Here is an 18231-nt window from a genome sequence, read left to right as displayed (position 1 = left end):
GAATCATCGGCGTCAGGTGCGGGACGAAGGTCAGGCCGACATCCTTGCCCGCCGCGCGACGCAGGCCCTGGCGAATTTCCGGCAGATGACGATGACCTTTTACCGCATAGGCCTTCATGCTTTCCGACGTCTCGGAGTACAAAGAACCTACAGCGGCACCACGCCCGGCACCACTGACACCGGATTTGCAGTCGGCGATCAAACGCGATGCGTCGGCCAGACCTGCTTCCAGCAATGGCAGGAAACCCAATTGCGTTGCGGTCGGATAGCAACCCGGCACCGCGATCAGGCGCGCTTTCCTGATCTGCTCGCGATTGACTTCCGGCAGACCATAGACCGCTTCGTCCAGCAATTGCGGTGCGCCGTGTGGCTGGCCGTACCACTTGGCCCATTCATCAGCATCTTGCAGACGGAAGTCAGCGGACAGGTCGATGACCTTGGTGCCCGCCGCCAGCAGCTCGCCTGCCAAGGCGTGAGCCACGCCGTGTGGCGTGGCGAAGAAAACCACATCGCAGGCGCCAAGGGTTTTCACGTCCGGCACGCTGAACGCCAGCCCGTCATAGTGACCGCGCAGGTTCGGGTACATGTCAGCCACGGCCAGACCGGCCTCGGATCGGGAAGTGATGACGACCACTTCTGCCTGCGGATGCTGTGCCAACAGACGCAGCAGTTCGACACCGGTGTAACCCGTGCCGCCGACGATACCGACCTTGACCATAAACCTGCCCTCAACGAACCCACTGGAAAGCCGTCGATAATAGGGGCCGCGCGCGCCTGCGACAACCGCCAAGGTGACGCGCGGACGCTCAAGCCTCTACTATCTGGCTACCGTGAATGAGGGAATAACCAAAAATGCTCTATCTATGGCTCAAAGCGTTTCACATTGTCAGCGTCGTCTGCTGGTTTGCCGGGCTGTTCTACTTGCCGCGCCTGTTCGTTTACCACGCGCAAAGCACCGACACGATCAGCCAGGAACGCTTCAGCGTCATGGAGCGCAAGCTGTATCGCGGCATCATGGGCCCGGCGATGATCGCCACGCTGATCTTCGGTGGCTGGCTGATCTACCTCAACCCGAGCCTTTTCAGCCAGGGCGGCTGGATTCACGCAAAACTGACTCTGGTCGTTCTGCTGATCGGTTACCACCATATGTGCGGCGCGCAGGTAAAACGCTTCGCCCGTGGCGAAAACACCCGCAGCCATGTCTTTTATCGCTGGTTCAATGAAGTGCCGGTTCTGATATTGCTGGCTATCGTAATTCTGGTCGTGGTCAAGCCGTTCTAACTTCAACCAATACAGATCCTCGGGGTGTTCTCAATGTCGCTGCCCGCTCTGCTCGAACAACGTCTGCGTCTGCCCGTAGTAGCAGCGCCGATGTTCCTGATCTCCAATCCGGAACTGGTGCTCGCCTGCTGCCGCAACGGCGTGGTCGGCAGCTTTCCGGCGCTGAACCAACGCGAAAGCAGTGGGTTCAAGGCCTGGCTGGAACAGATCGAAGCGGGCCTGGCGACGCTGGCTAATCCGGCCCCTTATGCGGTGAACTTGATTGTTCACCACAGCAACCCGCGTCTGCAGGCGGATCTGGACATTTGCGTCGAGCACAAGGTGCCGATCGTTATCACCAGCCTCGGCGCGGTGAAGGAACTGGTCGACGCGGTGCACAGCTACGGCGGTCTGGTGTTTCACGACGTGACCACGCGGCGCCATGCCGAGAAAGCCGCTGAAGCGGGTGTCGACGGGCTGATTGCCGTCGCGGCCGGCGCCGGCGGGCATGCCGGCACCTGGAGTCCGTTTGCGCTGATTGCCGAGATCCGTGAATTTTTCGACAAGACGCTGTTGCTTGCAGGATGTTTGAACCACGGCCATGAGATTCTCGCCGCGCAACTGCTCGGCGCGGATTTGGCCTACTTCGGTACGCGATTTATCGGCACCACCGAAAGTCACGCGCCTGACGCTTATAAAGAAATGCTGCTGACAGCCAAGGCTGCCGACATCATTCATACTCCAGCGGTGTCGGGAGTGCCGGCCAGTTTCATGCGCCAGAGCCTGGAGGCGGCCGGTTTCGACATGGCGGCACTGCAAGGCAAGGGCGAGGTCAATTTCGGCGACAAGCTCAAGCCGATCAACGATGAAGCCAAAGCCTGGAAGACCGTGTGGTCGGCGGGTCAGGGTGTTGGCCAGATTGGTGATCTGCCAAGCGTGGATCAGTTGATCGCGCGGCTCGACGCCGAATATCGTCAAGCCCAAGCGCGCGCTGCACAGTTGCCACAACGCTGGCCGCGCTGAAAAACATATCTGGCCAGTCCTGATCAGACTGGCTGCCAAATGAATCGCGACAAGGATGCCTCGGCCATGAGCGACACCCGTTACAAGATCGTCTTCGACGGCGCGCTGCAGCCCGGCGTCGACTTCACCACCGCCAAACTGAATCTGGCGGATCTGTTCAAAAGCGATGTGGCCGCCATCGAGCGCCTGTTCAATGGCCGCACCGTCGCCCTCAAACGTGATTTGTCTCACAGCGATGCGCAGACGTATCTGCAGGCGTTGAACAAAACCGGGATCGATGCGCGGATCGAAGCGGAAACCGCCATCGAGCTGAATCTCGCGGATGTCCACGATAACCCTGCAGCGGTGGCGGAACCGGACTCGCCTTACGCACCGCCGCGCGCCAATGTCGGTGAAGCTCTGCCGCCATTCGCCACGCTCAAGCCATTCAGCGTCGAAGGCCGGATCGGTCGCCTGCGCTTTCTGGCCTGGACTATGGTCTTGAGCTTGGTGACCCTGCCCATCGTCGGCGTGTTTGCTTTGATTGCGTTGGGCCTGATCAGCGGCGACTCGACTACCGGCCTGATCCTCGGCGGCATTCTGGCGGTCTTCCTGTTCCTCGGCTTCATGATCGTCAGCATTCTGTTCAGCGTTCAGCGCCTGCACGATATCGGCTGGTCGGGCTGGCTGTGGCTATTGAATCTGGTGCCGTTCGTGGGCAGTTTCTTCCCGCTGGTAATGATGGTCGTACCCGGCAATGCCGGCGCCAACCGCTATGGCCCGCCGCCGCCACCGAACAGCACAGCGGTCAAAGTGCTGTGCTCGTTGTGGATCGTATTCTTCGCACTGATTTTTGCCGGCGGCCTGCTTGGCGGCTTCTCGGCTGTGCAGGAAGAATATGAAAGCAATCTGGAGAGCAGCTATGACAGCGGCGCGGTGACCACCGACGAAGTTGAGGTTGTCGAGCCGCCAGCGATTTCCGCCGACGAGGCAGCCGAACCGGCGCAGGCCCCTGTAGACTCTGCGCAAGAATGAACAGCGCTCCCTGCCGCGACAACCGCGTCGCCGGCGCGGAGCTGTTGCGATGGAGAACTGCATGACCCGTTACGCTCTGATCACTGGCGCTTCCAGCGGCATCGGCCTGGCCATGGCCGAAGCACTGGCCCGGCGCGGCCGCAGCCTGATTCTGGTGGCACGACAGCGTGATCAGCTGGAAAGTATCGCCATCGAGCTGACCCAGCGTTTCGATGTCGAAGTATTGTTTCGTGCCTGCGATCTCGGCGAACCGTTGCGCCTGTCGGGCTTTTTGCTGGAGCTGGAAGAAGGCAACCGGCAGATCGATCTGCTGGTCAATTGCGCCGGCATCGGCACCTGCGGGCCATTCCTCGCGCAGGACTGGATGACTGAGCAGGACCTCATCGAGGTCAATATCCTCGCCCTCACCCGCCTCTGCCATGCGCTGGGTAACAGCATGGCGCTGCTGGGTGGCGGGCAGATCCTCAATGTCGCGTCGGTGGCTGCGTACAGCCCCGGCCCATGGATGAGCACCTACTACGCCAGCAAAGCCTATGTGCTGCATTTTTCCGAAGCCCTGCGCGTGGAGCTCAAACAAAGCGGCGTGAAAGTCTCCGTGCTTTGCCCCGGCCCGACGCGCACACCGTTCTTCCGAACCGCACAGATGAGTAGCGAAAAGATCGAAAGCAGCCACTCGCTGATGAGTCCGGAAGAAGTGGCACTGCATGCCGTACGCGCACTGGATAAAAACCGCGCCATCATTATTCCGGGACGGCGCAACCGCTGGCTGGCGTTCCTGCCGCGACTGGGTTCGCGCTGGCTTAACCGGACGATTGTCGGCATGGTCAATAAAGCTTACTGCCCCCGCTAGGAACACGACTTCGAAGCGGTACACTCGATTCAGCCCAACTCAACGGAGAAACAGCAGTGGATACTCTGTTCACCAAGATCATCAACCGGGAAATCCCGGCCAATATCATCTACGAGGACGACCAGGTTCTGGCCTTCCACGACATCGCCCCACAGGCTCCGGTGCACTTTCTGGTGATCCCGAAAAAACCGGTGCGCACGCTCAACGACCTGACCGAAGACGACAAGGCACTGGCCGGGCACATCCTGTTCACCGCGCAGCGTCTGGCACTGGAACTGGGTTGCGAAGAAGGCTTCCGCGTGGTGATGAACTGCAATGAACTTGGCGGGCAGACTGTCTATCACATCCATATGCACGTGCTGGGGCAGCGTCAGATGAACTGGCCGCCGGGCTGATTGGCGACAACCAACTGTGGGAGCGAGCCTGCTCGCGAAGGCGCCGATACATCCAACACTTCAGTAGCCGATAATCCGCTTTCGCGAGCAGGCTCGCTCCCACAAAAAAGCCTGACCGCGCAGCAAGTGACCCAGCGCAAACCCTCGACGGCCGATTCGGTTAAACTGGCCGCCGAGATTCTTCCCGGAGGTCAGCATGACTACCCAACGTCACTACTCGCCCATAGACCGTCTGCTGCTGCAAGCCGATGCCGCGATGCGCACCCTGTTGCCCTTCAGTGGCCAGCCGTACCGCCCGTCGCCGGCGATTCTGCAGCCGGATACGCAGATGAGCGATGAAGACACCCGCCATGTCGCCGGTCTGATGCGCATCAACCACACCGGCGAAGTCTGTGCCCAGGCGCTGTATCAGGGGCAGGCGCTGACCGCCAAGTTGCCGCAGGTACGCGCAGCCATGGAGCACGCGGCTGAAGAAGAGATCGATCATCTGGTCTGGTGTGAGCAGCGCATCCATCAGCTGGGTAGCCACACCAGCGTGCTGAATCCACTGTTTTACGGCATGTCGTTCGGTATCGGCGCGGTCGCCGGGCTGATCAGCGACAAGGTCAGCCTTGGTTTCGTAGCGGCAACCGAGCATCAGGTCTGCAAGCACTTGAACGAACATCTGGAGCAGTTGCCTGCCGAGGACGAGAAATCCCGGGCAATTCTCGAGCAGATGCGCATCGATGAAGAACACCATGCGGAAAGTGCGTTGAATGCGGGCGGATTTCGTTTTCCGGCGCCGGTGAAGTTCGGCATGAGTTTGTTGGCGAAGGTTATGACCAAGAGTACTTATCGGATCTGAGATCCGTGTCGGTGCTGATGACATCTTCGCGAGCAGGCTCGCTCCCACAGGGGTTTTGTGTGAAGCATGAAAAAGGCGACCAGGAGGTCGCCTTTTTTGTGTCCGGGAATCTTAGGTCGGCATGTTGCGCGCGTAGAAGATTTCCAGCATTTCGTGTTTCACACGGTCGGTCACCTGGGCACGCTGCGCGGGCGAGAGGTTGCTGGTGGCGTCGCCGAACAGGTAGTTATCCAGTTCGAAGTTCTTCAGCAGCATTTTGGTGTGGAACAGGTTTTCCTGGTACACGTTCACGTCGGTCATCTGGTACGCGTCGCGGGTGTCTTCGGAGAGGTAGTTCTGGATCGAGTTGATCTCGTGGTCGATGAAGTGCTTGTTGCCTTCAACGTCACGGGTGAAGCCGCGCACACGGTAATCCACGGTCACGATGTCCGAATCGAACTGGTGAATGAGGAAGTTGAGTGCTTTGAGCGGTGAAATGACACCACAAGTCGACACGTCGATATCCACACGGAAGGTCGCAATACCGTCGTCCGGATGGATTTCCGGATAGGTGTGCACCGTGATGTGGCTCTTGTCGAGGTGGGCCAGAATGATTTCGGGCAACGGGCCCGGCGATTCTTCGATCTGGCTGTCAGTCGGGGTCACCGGCTCTTCCGAAATCAGAATCGTGACGCTGGCGCCCTGGGGTTCATAGTCCTGACTGGCGATGTTCAGGATGTTGGCACCAATGATCTCGACAACTTCTGTGAGAATCTGCGTCAGGCGTTTCGCGTTGTACTCTTGATTGATGTACTCAACGTAAGCCTGCTGGTCTTGCGGGGTTTCCGCGTAGCAGATGTCATAGATGTTGAAGCTCAAGGTCTTTGTCAGGTTATTGAACCCGTGGAGCTTGAGTTTGCTTTTCACCGTTAAAAACTCTCTATGTATGCGGCGCGGCCGCGTGATCAAGCATGCCCGTCAAGTGCGAACAACGCACCTGCGTAGGACGGTTAACACCTCTTCGCGATGGCGATTTTGGTTATCTGTTCAGGCGGATGACCCGTCGGCTGACCGATCACTGCCCTGAAAAAAGTGGCGCATTATGCAGACGTCAGCGGGGGATCGCCAGAGTCTGCACTGCTTTTATGATAGTTGAATGTCGGTTCAGCCGAGTTCAACGATTTCATAGTCGTGGGTAATCGCCACGCCAGCCGCGCCGAGCATGATCGACGCCGAGCAATACTTCTCGGCCGACAGTTCGATGGCGCGCTTGACCTGAGCTTCTTTCAAGCCCCGGCCCTTGACCACGAAGTGCATGTGGATCTTGGTAAACACCTTCGGATCTTCAGTCGCACGCTCGGCGTCGAGGAAGGCTTCACAGCTTTCAACGGCCTGGCGCGACTTCTTCAGGATGCTGACCACATCGAAATTGCTGCAGCCGCCGACACCCAGCAAGAGCATTTCCATCGGGCGAACCCCGAGGTTACGGCCACCGGCGTCCGGCGGGCCGTCCATCACCACGACATGACCGCTGCCGGATTCGCCAAGAAACATGGCTTCGCCAGCCCATTGGATGCGTGCCTTCATCGCCCAGACTCCACTGTAAAAAAAGGGTCGCCAGCTTAGCACAGCACTTTGTCCCGACAGGAACGACGTCCTAGGACGGATGCTTTCTGGCTGTAGGTAATTTCTCGAATTCTCAACGAAGTGTCTGGTAAGCTGGCGCCAATTCGCTGGCGCCAATTCGTCAGCTCTGTAGCGACCGCCTTCAGCGCCTCATAACAACTCAAACATCACCGTGCAGTCTTTTCGGGATACAACCATGGTTGCTATTACCCCCACACCCAAAATCAAGAACATCGACAAGCTGTTGATGCACTGCCAGCGCCGGCGTCATGCGGCCAAAAGCAACATCATCTGCGCCGGCGATCGCTCGGACACGCTGTATTTCATCATCAAGGGTTCGGTCACCATCCTCATCGAAGATGACGATGGCCGCGAGATGATCATCGCCTACCTCAACGCCGGGGATTTCTTCGGCGAACTGGGTCTGTTCGAGCAGGCAGGTCAGGAGCAGGAACGCAGCGCCTGGGTGCGGGCCAAGGTCGAATGCGAAACCGCGGAAATCAGTTACGCCAAGTTCCGCGAGTTATCGCAGCAGGATCCAGACATTCTTTACGCGCTCAGCGGACAAATCGCACAACGCCTGCGCAACACCACGCGCAAAGTCGGCGACCTGGCGTTTTTCGACGTCACCGGCCGCGTCGCCCGCTGCCTGCTGGAGCTGTGCAAACAGCCGGACGCCATGACCCACCCGGACGGCATGCAGATCAAAGTCACCCGTCAGGAAATCGGTCGGATTGTCGGTTGTTCACGGGAGATGGTCGGCCGCGTGCTCAAGGATCTTGAAGAACGCAACCTGGTCGATGTTAAAGGCAAGACCATGGTGGTCTTCGGTACGCGCTAAGCCCGTACATCAGGCGCTGTAGATCTGCGCCAGCATCAAACGAAACAATTCATCGAGACGCGCCAGCGCCTGTGGCGCGTTGAATTTCTCATGCAGGGCGATGTGGCTTTGCGCCCTCACCCGCTGCTCCAGGCCGCAGGCTTCATTGAAGCGATTGACCGCAGCAACCATCGCTTCGCGCTCGTCATCCATCAGCATCGCACCGTGCACCAAGCCCACCGGACGCTGGCCGCCCTGGCTCTGGCGCCAGCGCTGGGCGGTGCCGACCATCTTGCGACCGTCGAGATTGACGTTGAAACGTCCATCACAGAATGCGCCGTCGATTTCCCCGACCGACGAGGTGCCACCCAATTCATCCAGCAACTGACAGATCGGATCGCACAGGCGGCGGTAGCCGGTTTCGATGCGGTTCAGATCGCCTTCGCTGCGAGGCGGGGCATACACCAAGGCAATGTTGATGGTCGCAGCGGATTGCGGGACGGGCTCACCACCGGTTTCACGCAACAGCACCGGCCAGCCAGCAGCAGCGGAAACTTCGCAGGCGTGGTCGAAATGCGCGAGACGGTTGAGGCGGCGCGGCATGACCAGCGCGCGATCGGTGGGTTGCCAGAACAGCAGGCCGAATTCGGCGTCGCCAGCGCAGACCGAGGCCAGCAAGTCCTGTTCGGCTTGCAGGCCGGATTCGATGGTCAGCGGGGTTGGCAACGACATGGTGAGCTCCGGCAGATTGAATCTCTTTAGCGGAATTTAGCGCCTCTTCGCGAGCAGGCTCGCTCCCACACTGGAATGCATTTCCCTGTGGGAGCGAGCCTGCTCGCGAATGAGGTCGACTCGGTCAGTCGAGGGTCGAACCACTGATCGGCACACCACGCTCCGGGAAAAACAGGCGCTGCAATTCAATCCCCGGATTTTCCGCGCGCATGAACGCTTCGCCGACCAGGAACGAGTACACATCGCTGATTTCCATCAGCTCGACGTCGGCCCGATTGAGGATGCCGCTCTCGGTGATCACCAGGCGATCGCGCGGGATGCGCGGCAGCAGGTCGAGGGTGGTTTCCAGGCTGACGTCGAATGTGTGCAGGTTGCGGTTGTTGACCCCGACCAGCGGCGTGTCGAGGGTTTTCAACGCGCGCTCAAGTTCGTCACCGTCGTGCACTTCCACCAACACGTCGAGACCGACGCCTTTGGCCACGGCGGCCAGCTCGGCCATTTTCACGTCGTCCAGTGCGGAGACGATCAACAGCACGCAATCGGCGCCAAGCGCGCGAGCTTCAACGATCTGGTACGGATCGATCATGAAATCCTTGCGGATCACCGGCAGCTTGCAGGCGGCGCGCGCCTGTTGCAGGTAGGCATCGGCGCCCTGGAAGTAATCGATGTCGGTCAGCACCGACAGACAGGTCGCCCCGCCCTTTTCGTAGCTCTTGGCGATGTCGGCCGGCATGAAGTCTTCGCGGATCACGCCTTTGCTCGGCGAAGCCTTTTTGATTTCGGCAATCACCGCCGGTTGTTTTTTCTTTGCTTGCGCCAGCAATGCCTGGGCAAAACCACGGGGTGCATCGGCCGCCTTGGCCAGACTTTCCAGCTCGCTCAGGCTGACCCGAGCGCTGCGCTCGGCGACTTCCTCAACCTTGCGCGCCAGAATGTTTTCCAGAACCGTCGGTACACTCATCCTTCATTCTCCACTTTGAATACCGCGGTAAAGGCACCCAGCTCCTCGAGCTTTTCCCGAGCGAGGCCGGTGTGCAGCGCGTCGTGCGCCAGCTCCACACCTTGTTTCAGACTGCTTGCCAGGTCGGCGGCGTACAGCGCCGCACCGGCATTGAGCACAATCATCTCGGCAGCTTTCTGGCCGTTTTCGGTTTTGCGCTTGCCGAGGGCATCACGGATCAGCGCCAGCGACGCTTCCGGTCCTTCGACCGACAGGCCGTGCAGGCTCTGGCTCTTCATGCCGAGGTCTTCCGGTTCGACCCAATACTCAGTGATTTCGTTATTTTTCAGCTCGGCGACAAAGGTTGGCGCGGCGAGGCTGAACTCATCCAGACCGTCCTTCGAATGCACGACCAGCACGTGTTTGCTGCCCAGTCGCTGCAAGACTTCGGCCAATGGCCGACACAGCGTCTGAGTGAATACGCCGACGACCTGATGTTTCACACCGGCCGGATTCGTAAGCGGGCCGAGCATGTTGAACAGCGTGCGCAGGCCGAGTTCGCGGCGCGGGCCGGCGGCGTACTTCATCGCTTTGTGATGGGTCTGGGCGAACATGAAACCGATGCCGACGTTGTCGATGCAGCGCGCGACCTGCACCGGGGTCAGGTTCAGATAAATGCCGGCAGCTTCCAGCAGATCGGCACTGCCGCTCTTGCCGGACACCGCGCGGTTGCCGTGCTTGGCCACGGTGCAACCGGCTGCTGCGACAACAAAGGAAGATGCGGTCGATACGTTGAAGATGTTCGCACCGTCACCGCCGGTGCCGACCACATCGACCACGCCGTCGAGGGTTTTCAGCTCGACCTGATCGGCCAGCTCGCGCATCACCGACACCGCGCCGACGATCTCGTCGATGCTCTCACTCTTCATGCGCATGGCCATCATGAACGCGCCGATCTGCGCTTCGGTGCACTGGCCGGTCATGATTTCGCGCATCACATCGCGCATTTCATCGGTGCTGAGGTCCAGGTGTTCGACGATACGGCTGAGGGCTGTCTTGATATTCATGGGAAGTCCTTAGCGCGTGCCGCCGGTTTGTTTGAGGAAATTGGCAAACAGTTCATGACCCTGCTCGGTGAGGATCGACTCGGGGTGGAACTGTACGCCCTCGATGTTCAAGGTCTTGTGACGCAGGCCCATGATCTCGTCGACCGAGCCGTCGTCGTGCTGGGTCCACGCGGTCAGCTCGAGGCAATCGGGCAGGCTGTCGTGCTTGACGATCAGCGAGTGGTAACGGGTAACGATGAGCGGATGATTGAGGCCGGCAAACACGCCCTTGTCCTCGTGGAATACCGGGCTAGTCTTACCGTGCATGACCTGGCGGGCACGCACCACATCACCGCCGAAGGCCTGGCCGATGGACTGGTGGCCGAGACAGACGCCGAGGATCGGCAGCTTGCCGGCGAAGTGCTTGATCGCATCAATAGAGACGCCCGCCTCGGTGGGCGTGCACGGCCCGGGGGAAACCACGATGCGCTCGGGATTCAGCGCTTCGATTTCGGCGATGGTCAGTTCGTCGTTGCGCACCACTTTGACCTCGGCACCCAGCTCGCCGAGGTATTGCACAACGTTGTAGGTAAAGGAGTCGTAGTTGTCGATCATCAGCAACATGGCGTTTCGAACCTCTTGAATTCTGACTTGATGACAGCCTTCAGATAACTTGCCCGCAGGGCGCTGCGCGATGTCGGACGCGCACAGGGCGCCAGCACAGCGGCATTTCAAACAGACAAGGAAGGCAAAGCGATACAGATCCGGCGGAGCCGGCAGAGAAGATTCAGGCGCGCCAACGCCAGCGGGCGTGTGCCTTGATGACTTGATCCAGGAGTTTGCTGGTGATCAACACGGGGAAGGTCTCGTTCATACGTTCCGGCACAGTAACTTAGCTGGGCGGAGCACGCAATATGGCGGGGCCTGCGGGTTATAAAACGGCAGAAGGATTCGCGACCGATGGCAAAATGCCGAACGTTTTTGGTACTGTCGTTTCGTTCACCTACAACAATAAATAAACGGACTTGCTCATGATCAGACAGACGTTGTTTGTACCGCTGGCCAGCTGCTTGCTCGCACTCGCTTGCGCTCAGGCCAATGCAGCGCCCAATCCATATTCGAGTTTCATCGTCTTCGGTGACAGCCTCAACGATGCCGGCACCTTCGCCGACACGGGCGGCCCGGCGGGCTCCACCGAGCGTTACACCAACCGCACCGGGCCGGTGTATCAGGATGGCAGCGGCGAAGTTTTTTCATTGAATTCCACCCAGTTGCTCGGCGGCCGCCTGGGCTTTTCGCCCGACCAGACAGCCTCTTCCAGCTCCGCGGTGCGCGCGGAAAACGGCCAGCCCGACGGCAACAACTGGGCAGTCGGTGGCTATCGCACCGACCAGATTCTCGATTCGATCACTACACAATCGGCCACCGGCGAACGCACCCGCGCAGGGTACCTGCCGTCGAACGGCTTCCGCGCCGACCCGAATGCGCTGTATTACATTTCCGGTGGCGGCAACGACTTCCTCCAGGGCCGCATTCTCAGCCTGCCCCAAGCCAACGCCGCAGCCGATCGACTGGCCGACAGCGTGCAGACCCTGCAGACCGCTGGCGCCAAATACGTGATGGTCTGGCTGCTGCCCGACGTGGGCCTGACCCCGGCCCTCAATGGCACGCCGCTGCAAGCGTTCAGCAGCACCCTTGCCAACCAGTTCAACAGTCAGTTGGTGACGCGCCTGCAAGGCATCAACGCCGAAGTCATTCCGCTGAACATTCCGGTGCTGCTCTCGGAAGTCTTCGCCGACCCGGGACGCTTTGGCCTGGCCACCGACCAGAACCTCACCGCCACCTGTTTCAGTGGCAATAGCTGCACGGAAAACGCCCGCTACGGGATCAACAGCGCCACGCCGGATCCGACCAAACTGATCTACAACGATGGCGTACACCCGACCGAATCCGGGCAAAAACTTATCGCCGATTACGCCTATTCGCTGTTGGCTGCGCCGTGGGAATTGAGCCTGCTACCTGAAATGGCCCACGGCACCGTGCGTGCGCATCAGGATGAATTACGCAACCAATGGCAGGCAGACTGGGAGAACTGGCAAGCGGTCGGTCAATGGCGCGCGATTGTCTCGGCCGGCGGACAGCATCTGGATGTCGACAGCCAAAGCAGCGGCGCCAGTGCCGATGGCAGCGGTTACAACCTCAACGTCGGCGGCAGCTATCGCTTGAACGAGGCTTGGCGCGTGGGCGTGGCGGCCGGTTTGTACCGACAGAATCTCGAGGCTGGGCACAACGATTCCGACTACAAACTCAACAGCTACATGGCCACCGCGTTTGCCCAGTTCCAGCAGAACCGCTGGTGGGCCGACGCGGCGCTGACCGGCGGCAAACTCGACTACGACAACCTCAAGCGCAAGTTCGACCTCGGCGCCAGCGAGGGCGCGGAGAAAGGCGATACCGACGGCAGCCTGTGGGCGTTCAGCACGCGCTTGGGCTATGACATTGCGCAACCGGGCAGCCAATGGCATCTGTCGCCGTTTGTCAGCGCTGATTACGCCAGTGTCGATGTCGACGGTTACTCGGAAAAGAGCAACCGCGCCACGGCGCTGACCTTCGATGACCAGAGCCGCGATTCGAAACGACTCGGCCTGGGCATCCAGGGCAAGTACAACTTCACCGCGCAAACTCAGGTGTACGGCGAATACGCCCACGAGCGTGAGTACGAAGATGACGTGCAGAAGGTCAACATCGCCCTCAATACCCTGCCGGCCAATGACTTCACCCTTGAAGGCTACACGCCGGCAAGTCACCTGAACCGCTTGAGCCTGGGCGTCAGTCACAAGCTGACGGCGGATCTGGCGCTGCGTGGGGGGTATACGTTCCGCAAGGATGATGACTTCAAGCAGCAGGGCCTGAATGTCGGGGTTGTGCTGGACTTCTGAGTCGTAGATGCAAAAAAGCGGCGCCTGTCAGGGCGCCGCTTTTTTTTATGCCTCAACACAAAACCCAATGTGGGAGCGAGCCTGCTCGCGAAAGCGCCGGGTCAGTCAATATCAACGGTGACTGACACATCCTCTTCGCGAGCAGGCTCGCTCCCACATGGGAAATTGCGTGGATCAGGCGTCCGGGGTCTGCTCGGCCAGGGCCACGGCGCGGAACATCGCGCGGCGTTTGTTCAGGGTTTCTTCCCATTCCAGCGCCGGCACCGAGTCGGCGACGATGCCGCCGCCGGCCTGTACGTGCAATTCACCGTTCTTGATCACCGCCGTGCGAATGGCAATGGCGGTGTCCATGTTGCCGTTCCAGGCGAAGTAACCGACCGCGCCGCCGTACACACCGCGCTTGACCGGCTCCAACTCGTCGATGATTTCCATCGCGCGAATCTTCGGCGCGCCCGACAACGTACCCGCCGGCAGAATCGCCCGCAGTGCGTCCATCGCGGTCAGGCCCGACTTCAACTGGCCGGTGACGTTGGAGACGATGTGCATCACATTGGAATAACGCTCGATGACCATTTTCTCGGTGAGCTTCACCGAACCGATTTCCGAGACTCGCCCGGTATCGTTGCGGCCGAGATCGATCAGCATCAAGTGCTCGGCGATCTCCTTGTCATCCGAGAGCAGGTCCTGCTCCAGCGCCACATCGGCTTCTTCGGTGGCACCGCGTGGGCGCGTGCCGGCGATCGGACGCACGGTGATCAGGTTGTCTTCGACGCGCACCAGCACTTCCGGCGAACTGCCGACGACGTGGAAATCGCCGAAGTTGAAGAAGTACATGTACGGCGTCGGGTTGAAGCACCGCAGGGCGCGGTACAGATCGATCGGCGCAGCCTTGAAGTCGATCGACATGCGCTGCGACGGCACCACCTGCATGCAGTCGCCGGCAAGGATGTATTCCTTGATGGTGTCGACGGCTTTTTCGTAATCGTCCTGGGTGAAACTGGAACGAAACACCGGATCGGCCGATTGCTGTTTGCTGAAATCCAGGCCACGACGCGGGGTGATCGGCTGACGCAGTTGCTCGAGCAGTTCCTGCAACCGCGCCTGGCCTTGCTCGAAGGCATCGGCCTGCGCAGGGTCGGCGAGGACGATCGCGTGCATCTTGCCGGCCAGGTTGTCGAACACCACAACGGCGTCGGAAACCATCAGCAGAATGTCCGGCACGCCCAGCGGATCCGGGTTCGGGCATTTGCCCAGACGCTTCTCGACATAGCGCACACAGTCGTAACCGAAGTAACCGACCAGTCCACCGTTGAAGCGCGGCAGGCCGGCGATGGTCGGCACGTTGTAGCGCGCCTTGAAGGTTTCGACGAACGCCAGCGGGTCTTCAACCTCGTGGCTTTCGGTCTCGACGCCATCCACGCTGATGCTGACGTGATGGTCGTGGACTCGCAGCACGGTGCGGCACGGCAGGCCGATGATCGAATAACGGCCCCATTTCTCGCCGCCCTGCACCGATTCGAGCAGGTAGGAGTTGGGCTGATCGGCCAGTTTCAGGTAGATCGACAGCGGCGTGTCGAAATCGGCCAGGGTTTCGCAGGCCAGCGGGATGCGGTTATAGCCGTCAGCGGCCAGACGCAGGAATTCTTCGCGATTCATAAGGTGCCTCGTGGTGTGAGGTGCAATCAGTCAGGTATGCAAACGCGCCGGCACGGCCGGCCAGAATCAGTCAGGCGCGCCAACGCCAACGGGCCAGGGCCTTGATGACTTTCATCCAAAGTTTGCGGGTGACCACCACGATGGCGTTTCCAGAAGGGGGTTGAACAGCGTCGGGCAACGTTATCCCACCGGCCAGATCCAGGCAACCGGGAATTAGTTTGCGCAAATCGTCGATCACCAGTGCCGGCGATTCCTCGGCAATCGGCCGGCCATGGTTGTAGCCATAACTCAGCGCCACACACTTGACCCCTGCTGCTTTCGCCGCCTGCACATCACTGCGCGAGTCGCCGACGAACAACGATTGCGAGGCCGGAATGTTGGCCATTTTCATTACGAAAAACAGCGCCGCCGGGTCAGGCTTCTTCTGCGGCAGGGTATCGCCGCCGATGATCCACTTGAAGTAGCGGCCGATCTTCATCTGATCGAGCAGCGGCGCGACGAAGCGCTCGGGCTTATTGGTGATCAGCGCCATGGCCACGCCTTGCTTGTGCAGCCACTTGAGCGTGTCACGCACACCGGGATAGACCACGGTCAGCTCATGGCTGGCGCCGTACGCCTCCATGAAAATCTCCAGTGCGCGCTCGGCTTCAGCGTCGTCCACTGACGAGTGATCGATGCCACCCGCCAAGGCCCGACGCACCAGCACCGGCGCGCCATTGCCGACCCATTCGCGCACTGCTTCGATGCCCGCCGGCGGACGGCCGAGGGAGAGCAGCATGGTGTCCACCGCCGCTGCCAGGTCGGGAACCGAATCGATCAGCGTGCCATCCAGATCGAACATCACCAACCGTGGCAACTGCCCCGGGAACAACTGCTCAAAACCGCTCATGGGCGCGCCAGTGCCAGTTCGGAACGCATCTTGTCGATGACTTCCTGATAGTTCGGTGCGTTGAAAATGGCCGAGCCGGCGACGAAGGTGTCAGCACCAGCAGCGGCAATTTCGCGGATGTTGTTGACGTTGACGCCGCCGTCGATTTCCAGACGGATGTCGCGACCGGATGCGTCAATGATCGCCCGCGCTTCACGCAATTTGTCGAGGGTGCCGGGGATGAACTTCTGCCCGCCGAAGCCCGGGTTGACGCTCATCAGCAGAACCATGTCGACCTTGTCGATCACGTACTTGAGCACGTCCAGCGGGGTCGCCGGGTTGAACACCAGACCGGACTTGCAGCCGCCTTCACGGATCAGCTGCAGCGAGCGATCGACGTGCAAAGTGGCTTCCGGGTGGAAGGTGATGTAGGTCGCGCCGGCTTCGATGAAGTCGCCGACGATGCGGTCCACCGGGCTGACCATCAGGTGCGCGTCGATCGGCGCGGTGACGCCGTACTTGCGCAGTGCCGCGCAGACCATCGGGCCGATCGTCAGGTTCGGTACGTAGTGGTTGTCCATGACATCGAAGTGGACGAAGTCGGCGCCGGCGGCGAGAACGTTGTCCACTTCCTCGCCGAGGCGGGCGAAGTCGGCGGAGAGGATCGACGGAGCAATTACGAAGGGCTGCATGACGCACCTGTGCTGAGCTAAATCACGATGGCGCGCATTGTATACCTCAAGTTTCCACGCGCGCACCGGGACCGCGATGATTGGGTTGTGCCATGAGCCCTCAGCGATCGCGCCTCAGTAAGCCGCGCGGTAGATCTTCTCGATATCGCCGGCGCTGAGTTTGCGCGGATTGTTGCGCATTAGCCGCTCGATGCCGGCGGCCTCCACGGCCATCGCCGGGATCGCTTCCTCCGGCACGCCGAAACTGCGCAGCCCGGCAGGGATTTCCACCGCCGCGCACAGGTCGGTCATGGCCTGCACGGCTTTGTCAGCAGCTTCGCTGGCGCTCAGATGAGCGGTCTTCACGCCCATGGCTTCGGCAATATCCTGCATGCGTTCGACGCAGGCCATTTTGTTCCAGGTCATCACATAGGGCAGCAGCAAGGCGTTGCTGACACCATGGGCAATGTTGAAGCGACCGCCCAGCGGATACGCCAGCGCATGCACCGCACCGACCCCGGCGTTACCGAACGCCATCCCAGCCATGAGGCTGGCGGTGGCCATGTCTTCACGCGCTTGCAGGTTGGCGCCGTTGGCGTAGGCCTTGGGCAGAGCGCTGGCGATCAGCTTGATTGCGCCGATGGCGAGGGAGTCGGTGATCGGCGAGGCGTTCACCGACAGATAGGATTCGATAGCGTGCACCAGTGCATCGACACCACTGGCGGCGGTAACGCTGCGCGGACAGGTCAGGGTCATTTGCGGACTGACCAGCGCCACGTCCGGCAACAGATAGTCGCTGACGATGCCTTTCTTCAACTGCGCGACCTTGTCCGAGAGGATCGCCACATTGGTGACTTCAGAGCCAGTGCCGGCGGTGGTCGGAATGGCGATCAGCGGCGGGCCCTTGCGCGGCACCTGATCGACGCCGAACAGATCTTCCAGCGCGCCGTGGTAACCGGCGTAGGCGGCGACACTCTTGGCAATGTCGATGGCGCTGCCACCGCCAAGGCCGATCAAACCGTCATGCCCGCCTTCGCGATAGGCGCGCATGCAGTCCTCGACGATGGCGATTTCCGGGTCGGGCAGCACACGGTCGAAAATCTCGTATTCGCGCCCGCCGAGTTGCACCAGCGCCAGCTCGACAGTACCGGACTTGACCAGCGCGGCGTCGGTGACGATCAGCGGGTTGTCGATGTCGAGGCGGGTGAGTTCGGCGGCCAGTTGCTCGATGGCTGCGGCGCCGGTGATCAGTTTGTGAGCGATTTTGAACTGGGACAGACTCATGGTGCGCAGCCTCTTATAGATGTGGGAGCTGGGCACAAGATTAGCTGGGGATTTGGGGTTGTCTGCTATTCAGGGTGTGAATGGTTGATCGGATAGGAAGATCAAGAGCCCCTCACCCTAACCCTCTCCCGGAGGGAGAGAGGACTGACCGGGTTGTACTCTCGAAATACATCGACCTGAATTACCGAGTCGAACTCCGGCCGCGAAAGCCACGGAGATCTGCTCCCTTCCCCCTCGCCCCCTTGGGGAGAGGGCTGGGGTGAGGGGTGGCTTTTGACCTTGAT

19 protein-coding genes are annotated in these 18231 nt (G+C 60.3%); 8 read left to right on the top strand and 11 right to left on the bottom strand.

What is annotated here, in order from left to right; genetic code table 11:
- The coding region (gene argC / locus OQK_RS13790) for an N-acetyl-gamma-glutamyl-phosphate reductase (protein ID WP_038860938.1) at positions 1 to 718 on the bottom strand (718 nt) is incomplete at its 3' end.
- Between the two features lie 134 nt (positions 719 to 852).
- On the opposite strand from argC, the gene hemJ reads away from it, so the two are divergent.
- The 6 genes from hemJ to coq7 all read left to right on the top strand — a co-directional run bounded on the left by hemJ (position 853) and on the right by coq7 (position 5386).
- A complete protein-coding gene (gene hemJ, locus OQK_RS13785; protein ID WP_016772928.1) occupies positions 853 to 1281 on the top strand; it encodes a protoporphyrinogen oxidase HemJ in 429 nt (142 codons plus the stop codon).
- Positions 1282 to 1314: 33 nt separating this feature from the next.
- Positions 1315 to 2283, top strand: coding sequence for an NAD(P)H-dependent flavin oxidoreductase (locus OQK_RS13780; RefSeq protein ID WP_016772927.1), 969 nt, complete (start codon positions 1315 to 1317; stop codon positions 2281 to 2283).
- Positions 2284 to 2349: 66 nt separating this feature from the next.
- Entirely contained in the window at positions 2350 to 3297 is a 948-nt protein-coding gene (locus OQK_RS13775) for a DUF805 domain-containing protein (RefSeq protein ID WP_038861203.1), read from the top strand.
- A 61-nt stretch (positions 3298 to 3358) separates the two neighbouring features.
- A complete protein-coding gene (locus tag OQK_RS13770; RefSeq protein WP_016772925.1) occupies positions 3359 to 4147 on the top strand; it encodes an SDR family NAD(P)-dependent oxidoreductase in 789 nt (262 codons plus the stop codon).
- A gap of 56 nt (positions 4148 to 4203) precedes the next feature.
- Positions 4204 to 4542 (top strand): histidine triad nucleotide-binding protein, encoded by a 339-nt coding sequence (locus OQK_RS13765; protein ID WP_016772924.1) that lies wholly within the window; start codon positions 4204 to 4206, stop codon positions 4540 to 4542.
- 196 nt (positions 4543 to 4738) lie between these two features.
- Positions 4739 to 5386 carry a 2-polyprenyl-3-methyl-6-methoxy-1,4-benzoquinone monooxygenase gene (coq7, locus tag OQK_RS13760; protein WP_016772923.1) on the top strand — a complete coding sequence of 216 codons (648 nt, stop codon included), beginning with the start codon at positions 4739 to 4741 and terminating at the stop codon, positions 5384 to 5386.
- A gap of 111 nt (positions 5387 to 5497) precedes the next feature.
- On the opposite strand, the gene speD is transcribed toward coq7, so the two are convergent.
- Together speD and OQK_RS13750 are read right to left on the bottom strand one after the other, a co-directional pair.
- Positions 5498 to 6292, bottom strand: a complete 795-nt coding sequence (gene speD / locus OQK_RS13755) for an adenosylmethionine decarboxylase (RefSeq protein ID WP_016772922.1) — start codon at positions 6290 to 6292, stop codon at positions 5498 to 5500.
- A 237-nt stretch (positions 6293 to 6529) separates the two neighbouring features.
- Positions 6530 to 6952, bottom strand: coding sequence for an OsmC family protein (locus OQK_RS13750; RefSeq protein WP_016772921.1), 423 nt, complete (start codon positions 6950 to 6952; stop codon positions 6530 to 6532).
- Positions 6953 to 7187: 235 nt separating this feature from the next.
- Here OQK_RS13750 and crp point away from each other — a divergent pair, with 235 nt between their 5' ends.
- Positions 7188 to 7832: a cAMP-activated global transcriptional regulator CRP gene (crp, locus tag OQK_RS13745; RefSeq protein WP_016772920.1), complete on the top strand. Its 645-nt coding sequence runs from the start codon at positions 7188 to 7190 to the stop codon at positions 7830 to 7832.
- Between the two features lie 9 nt (positions 7833 to 7841).
- Here the strand turns inward: crp and OQK_RS13740 are convergent, their stop codons facing one another.
- The 4 genes from OQK_RS13740 to OQK_RS13725 form a co-directional block, all read right to left on the bottom strand.
- Positions 7842 to 8543: a lipoate--protein ligase family protein gene (locus OQK_RS13740; RefSeq protein ID WP_016772919.1), complete on the bottom strand. Its 702-nt coding sequence runs from the start codon at positions 8541 to 8543 to the stop codon at positions 7842 to 7844.
- A 124-nt stretch (positions 8544 to 8667) separates the two neighbouring features.
- The gene (gene trpC, locus OQK_RS13735) at positions 8668 to 9504 is read right to left on the bottom strand and encodes an indole-3-glycerol phosphate synthase TrpC (RefSeq protein WP_016772918.1); all 837 of its coding nucleotides are present in this window, start codon (positions 9502 to 9504) and stop codon (positions 8668 to 8670) included.
- Positions 9501 to 10550, bottom strand: a complete 1050-nt coding sequence (gene trpD, locus OQK_RS13730) for an anthranilate phosphoribosyltransferase (protein WP_016772917.1) — start codon at positions 10548 to 10550, stop codon at positions 9501 to 9503. The genes trpC and trpD overlap by 4 nt, the downstream gene beginning before the upstream one ends.
- Positions 10551 to 10559: 9 nt before the next feature.
- Positions 10560 to 11153 carry an aminodeoxychorismate/anthranilate synthase component II gene (locus tag OQK_RS13725; RefSeq protein WP_016772916.1) on the bottom strand — a complete coding sequence of 198 codons (594 nt, stop codon included), beginning with the start codon at positions 11151 to 11153 and terminating at the stop codon, positions 10560 to 10562.
- Positions 11154 to 11560: 407 nt separating this feature from the next.
- On the opposite strand from OQK_RS13725, the gene estP reads away from it, so the two are divergent.
- Positions 11561 to 13468: an esterase EstP gene (gene estP / locus OQK_RS13720; RefSeq protein WP_016772913.1), complete on the top strand. Its 1908-nt coding sequence runs from the start codon at positions 11561 to 11563 to the stop codon at positions 13466 to 13468.
- 174 nt (positions 13469 to 13642) lie between these two features.
- On the opposite strand, the gene trpE is transcribed toward estP, so the two are convergent.
- The 4 genes from trpE to OQK_RS13700 form a co-directional block, all read right to left on the bottom strand.
- Complete coding sequence (trpE, locus tag OQK_RS13715) at positions 13643 to 15124, bottom strand: anthranilate synthase component I (RefSeq protein WP_016772912.1); 1482 nt, start codon at positions 15122 to 15124, stop codon at positions 13643 to 13645.
- Positions 15125 to 15194: 70 nt separating this feature from the next.
- Positions 15195 to 16013, bottom strand: coding sequence for a phosphoglycolate phosphatase (locus OQK_RS13710; protein ID WP_016772911.1), 819 nt, complete (start codon positions 16011 to 16013; stop codon positions 15195 to 15197).
- The gene (rpe, locus tag OQK_RS13705; protein ID WP_007918813.1) at positions 16010 to 16684 is read right to left on the bottom strand and encodes a ribulose-phosphate 3-epimerase; all 675 of its coding nucleotides are present in this window, start codon (positions 16682 to 16684) and stop codon (positions 16010 to 16012) included. The genes OQK_RS13710 and rpe overlap by 4 nt, the downstream gene beginning before the upstream one ends.
- 114 nt (positions 16685 to 16798) lie before the next feature.
- Positions 16799 to 17947 carry an iron-containing alcohol dehydrogenase gene (locus OQK_RS13700; RefSeq protein WP_016772910.1) on the bottom strand — a complete coding sequence of 383 codons (1149 nt, stop codon included), beginning with the start codon at positions 17945 to 17947 and terminating at the stop codon, positions 16799 to 16801.
- Positions 17948 to 18231 lie beyond the last annotated feature (284 nt).

Source organism: Pseudomonas sp. R62, from assembly GCF_000257605.1.
Lineage (GTDB): Bacteria > Pseudomonadota > Gammaproteobacteria > Pseudomonadales > Pseudomonadaceae > Aquipseudomonas > Aquipseudomonas atacamensis.
This window is presented reverse-complemented; position numbering and strand designations above follow the sequence as displayed.

What these genes read in the sequence shown, in the direction of transcription:
- OQK_RS13710 (WP_016772911.1), bottom strand. Translation starts at nt 16,013, where the DNA reads ATGAGCGGTTTTGAGCAGTTGTTCCCGGGGCAGTTGCCACGGTTGGTG.
- hemJ (WP_016772928.1), top strand. Translation starts at nt 853, where the DNA reads ATGCTCTATCTATGGCTCAAAGCGTTTCACATTGTCAGCGTCGTCTGC.
- coq7 (WP_016772923.1), top strand. Translation starts at nt 4,739, where the DNA reads ATGACTACCCAACGTCACTACTCGCCCATAGACCGTCTGCTGCTGCAA.
- OQK_RS13740 (WP_016772919.1), bottom strand. Translation starts at nt 8,543, where the DNA reads ATGTCGTTGCCAACCCCGCTGACCATCGAATCCGGCCTGCAAGCCGAA.
- trpD (WP_016772917.1), bottom strand. Translation starts at nt 10,550, where the DNA reads ATGAATATCAAGACAGCCCTCAGCCGTATCGTCGAACACCTGGACCTC.
- OQK_RS13775 (WP_038861203.1), top strand. Translation starts at nt 2,350, where the DNA reads ATGAGCGACACCCGTTACAAGATCGTCTTCGACGGCGCGCTGCAGCCC.
- crp (WP_016772920.1), top strand. Translation starts at nt 7,188, where the DNA reads ATGGTTGCTATTACCCCCACACCCAAAATCAAGAACATCGACAAGCTG.
- OQK_RS13770 (WP_016772925.1), top strand. Translation starts at nt 3,359, where the DNA reads ATGACCCGTTACGCTCTGATCACTGGCGCTTCCAGCGGCATCGGCCTG.
- OQK_RS13700 (WP_016772910.1), bottom strand. Translation starts at nt 17,947, where the DNA reads ATGAGTCTGTCCCAGTTCAAAATCGCTCACAAACTGATCACCGGCGCC.
- OQK_RS13750 (WP_016772921.1), bottom strand. Translation starts at nt 6,952, where the DNA reads ATGAAGGCACGCATCCAATGGGCTGGCGAAGCCATGTTTCTTGGCGAA.
- OQK_RS13725 (WP_016772916.1), bottom strand. Translation starts at nt 11,153, where the DNA reads ATGTTGCTGATGATCGACAACTACGACTCCTTTACCTACAACGTTGTG.
- rpe (WP_007918813.1), bottom strand. Translation starts at nt 16,684, where the DNA reads ATGCAGCCCTTCGTAATTGCTCCGTCGATCCTCTCCGCCGACTTCGCC.
- estP (WP_016772913.1), top strand. Translation starts at nt 11,561, where the DNA reads ATGATCAGACAGACGTTGTTTGTACCGCTGGCCAGCTGCTTGCTCGCA.
- trpE (WP_016772912.1), bottom strand. Translation starts at nt 15,124, where the DNA reads ATGAATCGCGAAGAATTCCTGCGTCTGGCCGCTGACGGCTATAACCGC.
- OQK_RS13780 (WP_016772927.1), top strand. Translation starts at nt 1,315, where the DNA reads ATGTCGCTGCCCGCTCTGCTCGAACAACGTCTGCGTCTGCCCGTAGTA.
- trpC (WP_016772918.1), bottom strand. Translation starts at nt 9,504, where the DNA reads ATGAGTGTACCGACGGTTCTGGAAAACATTCTGGCGCGCAAGGTTGAG.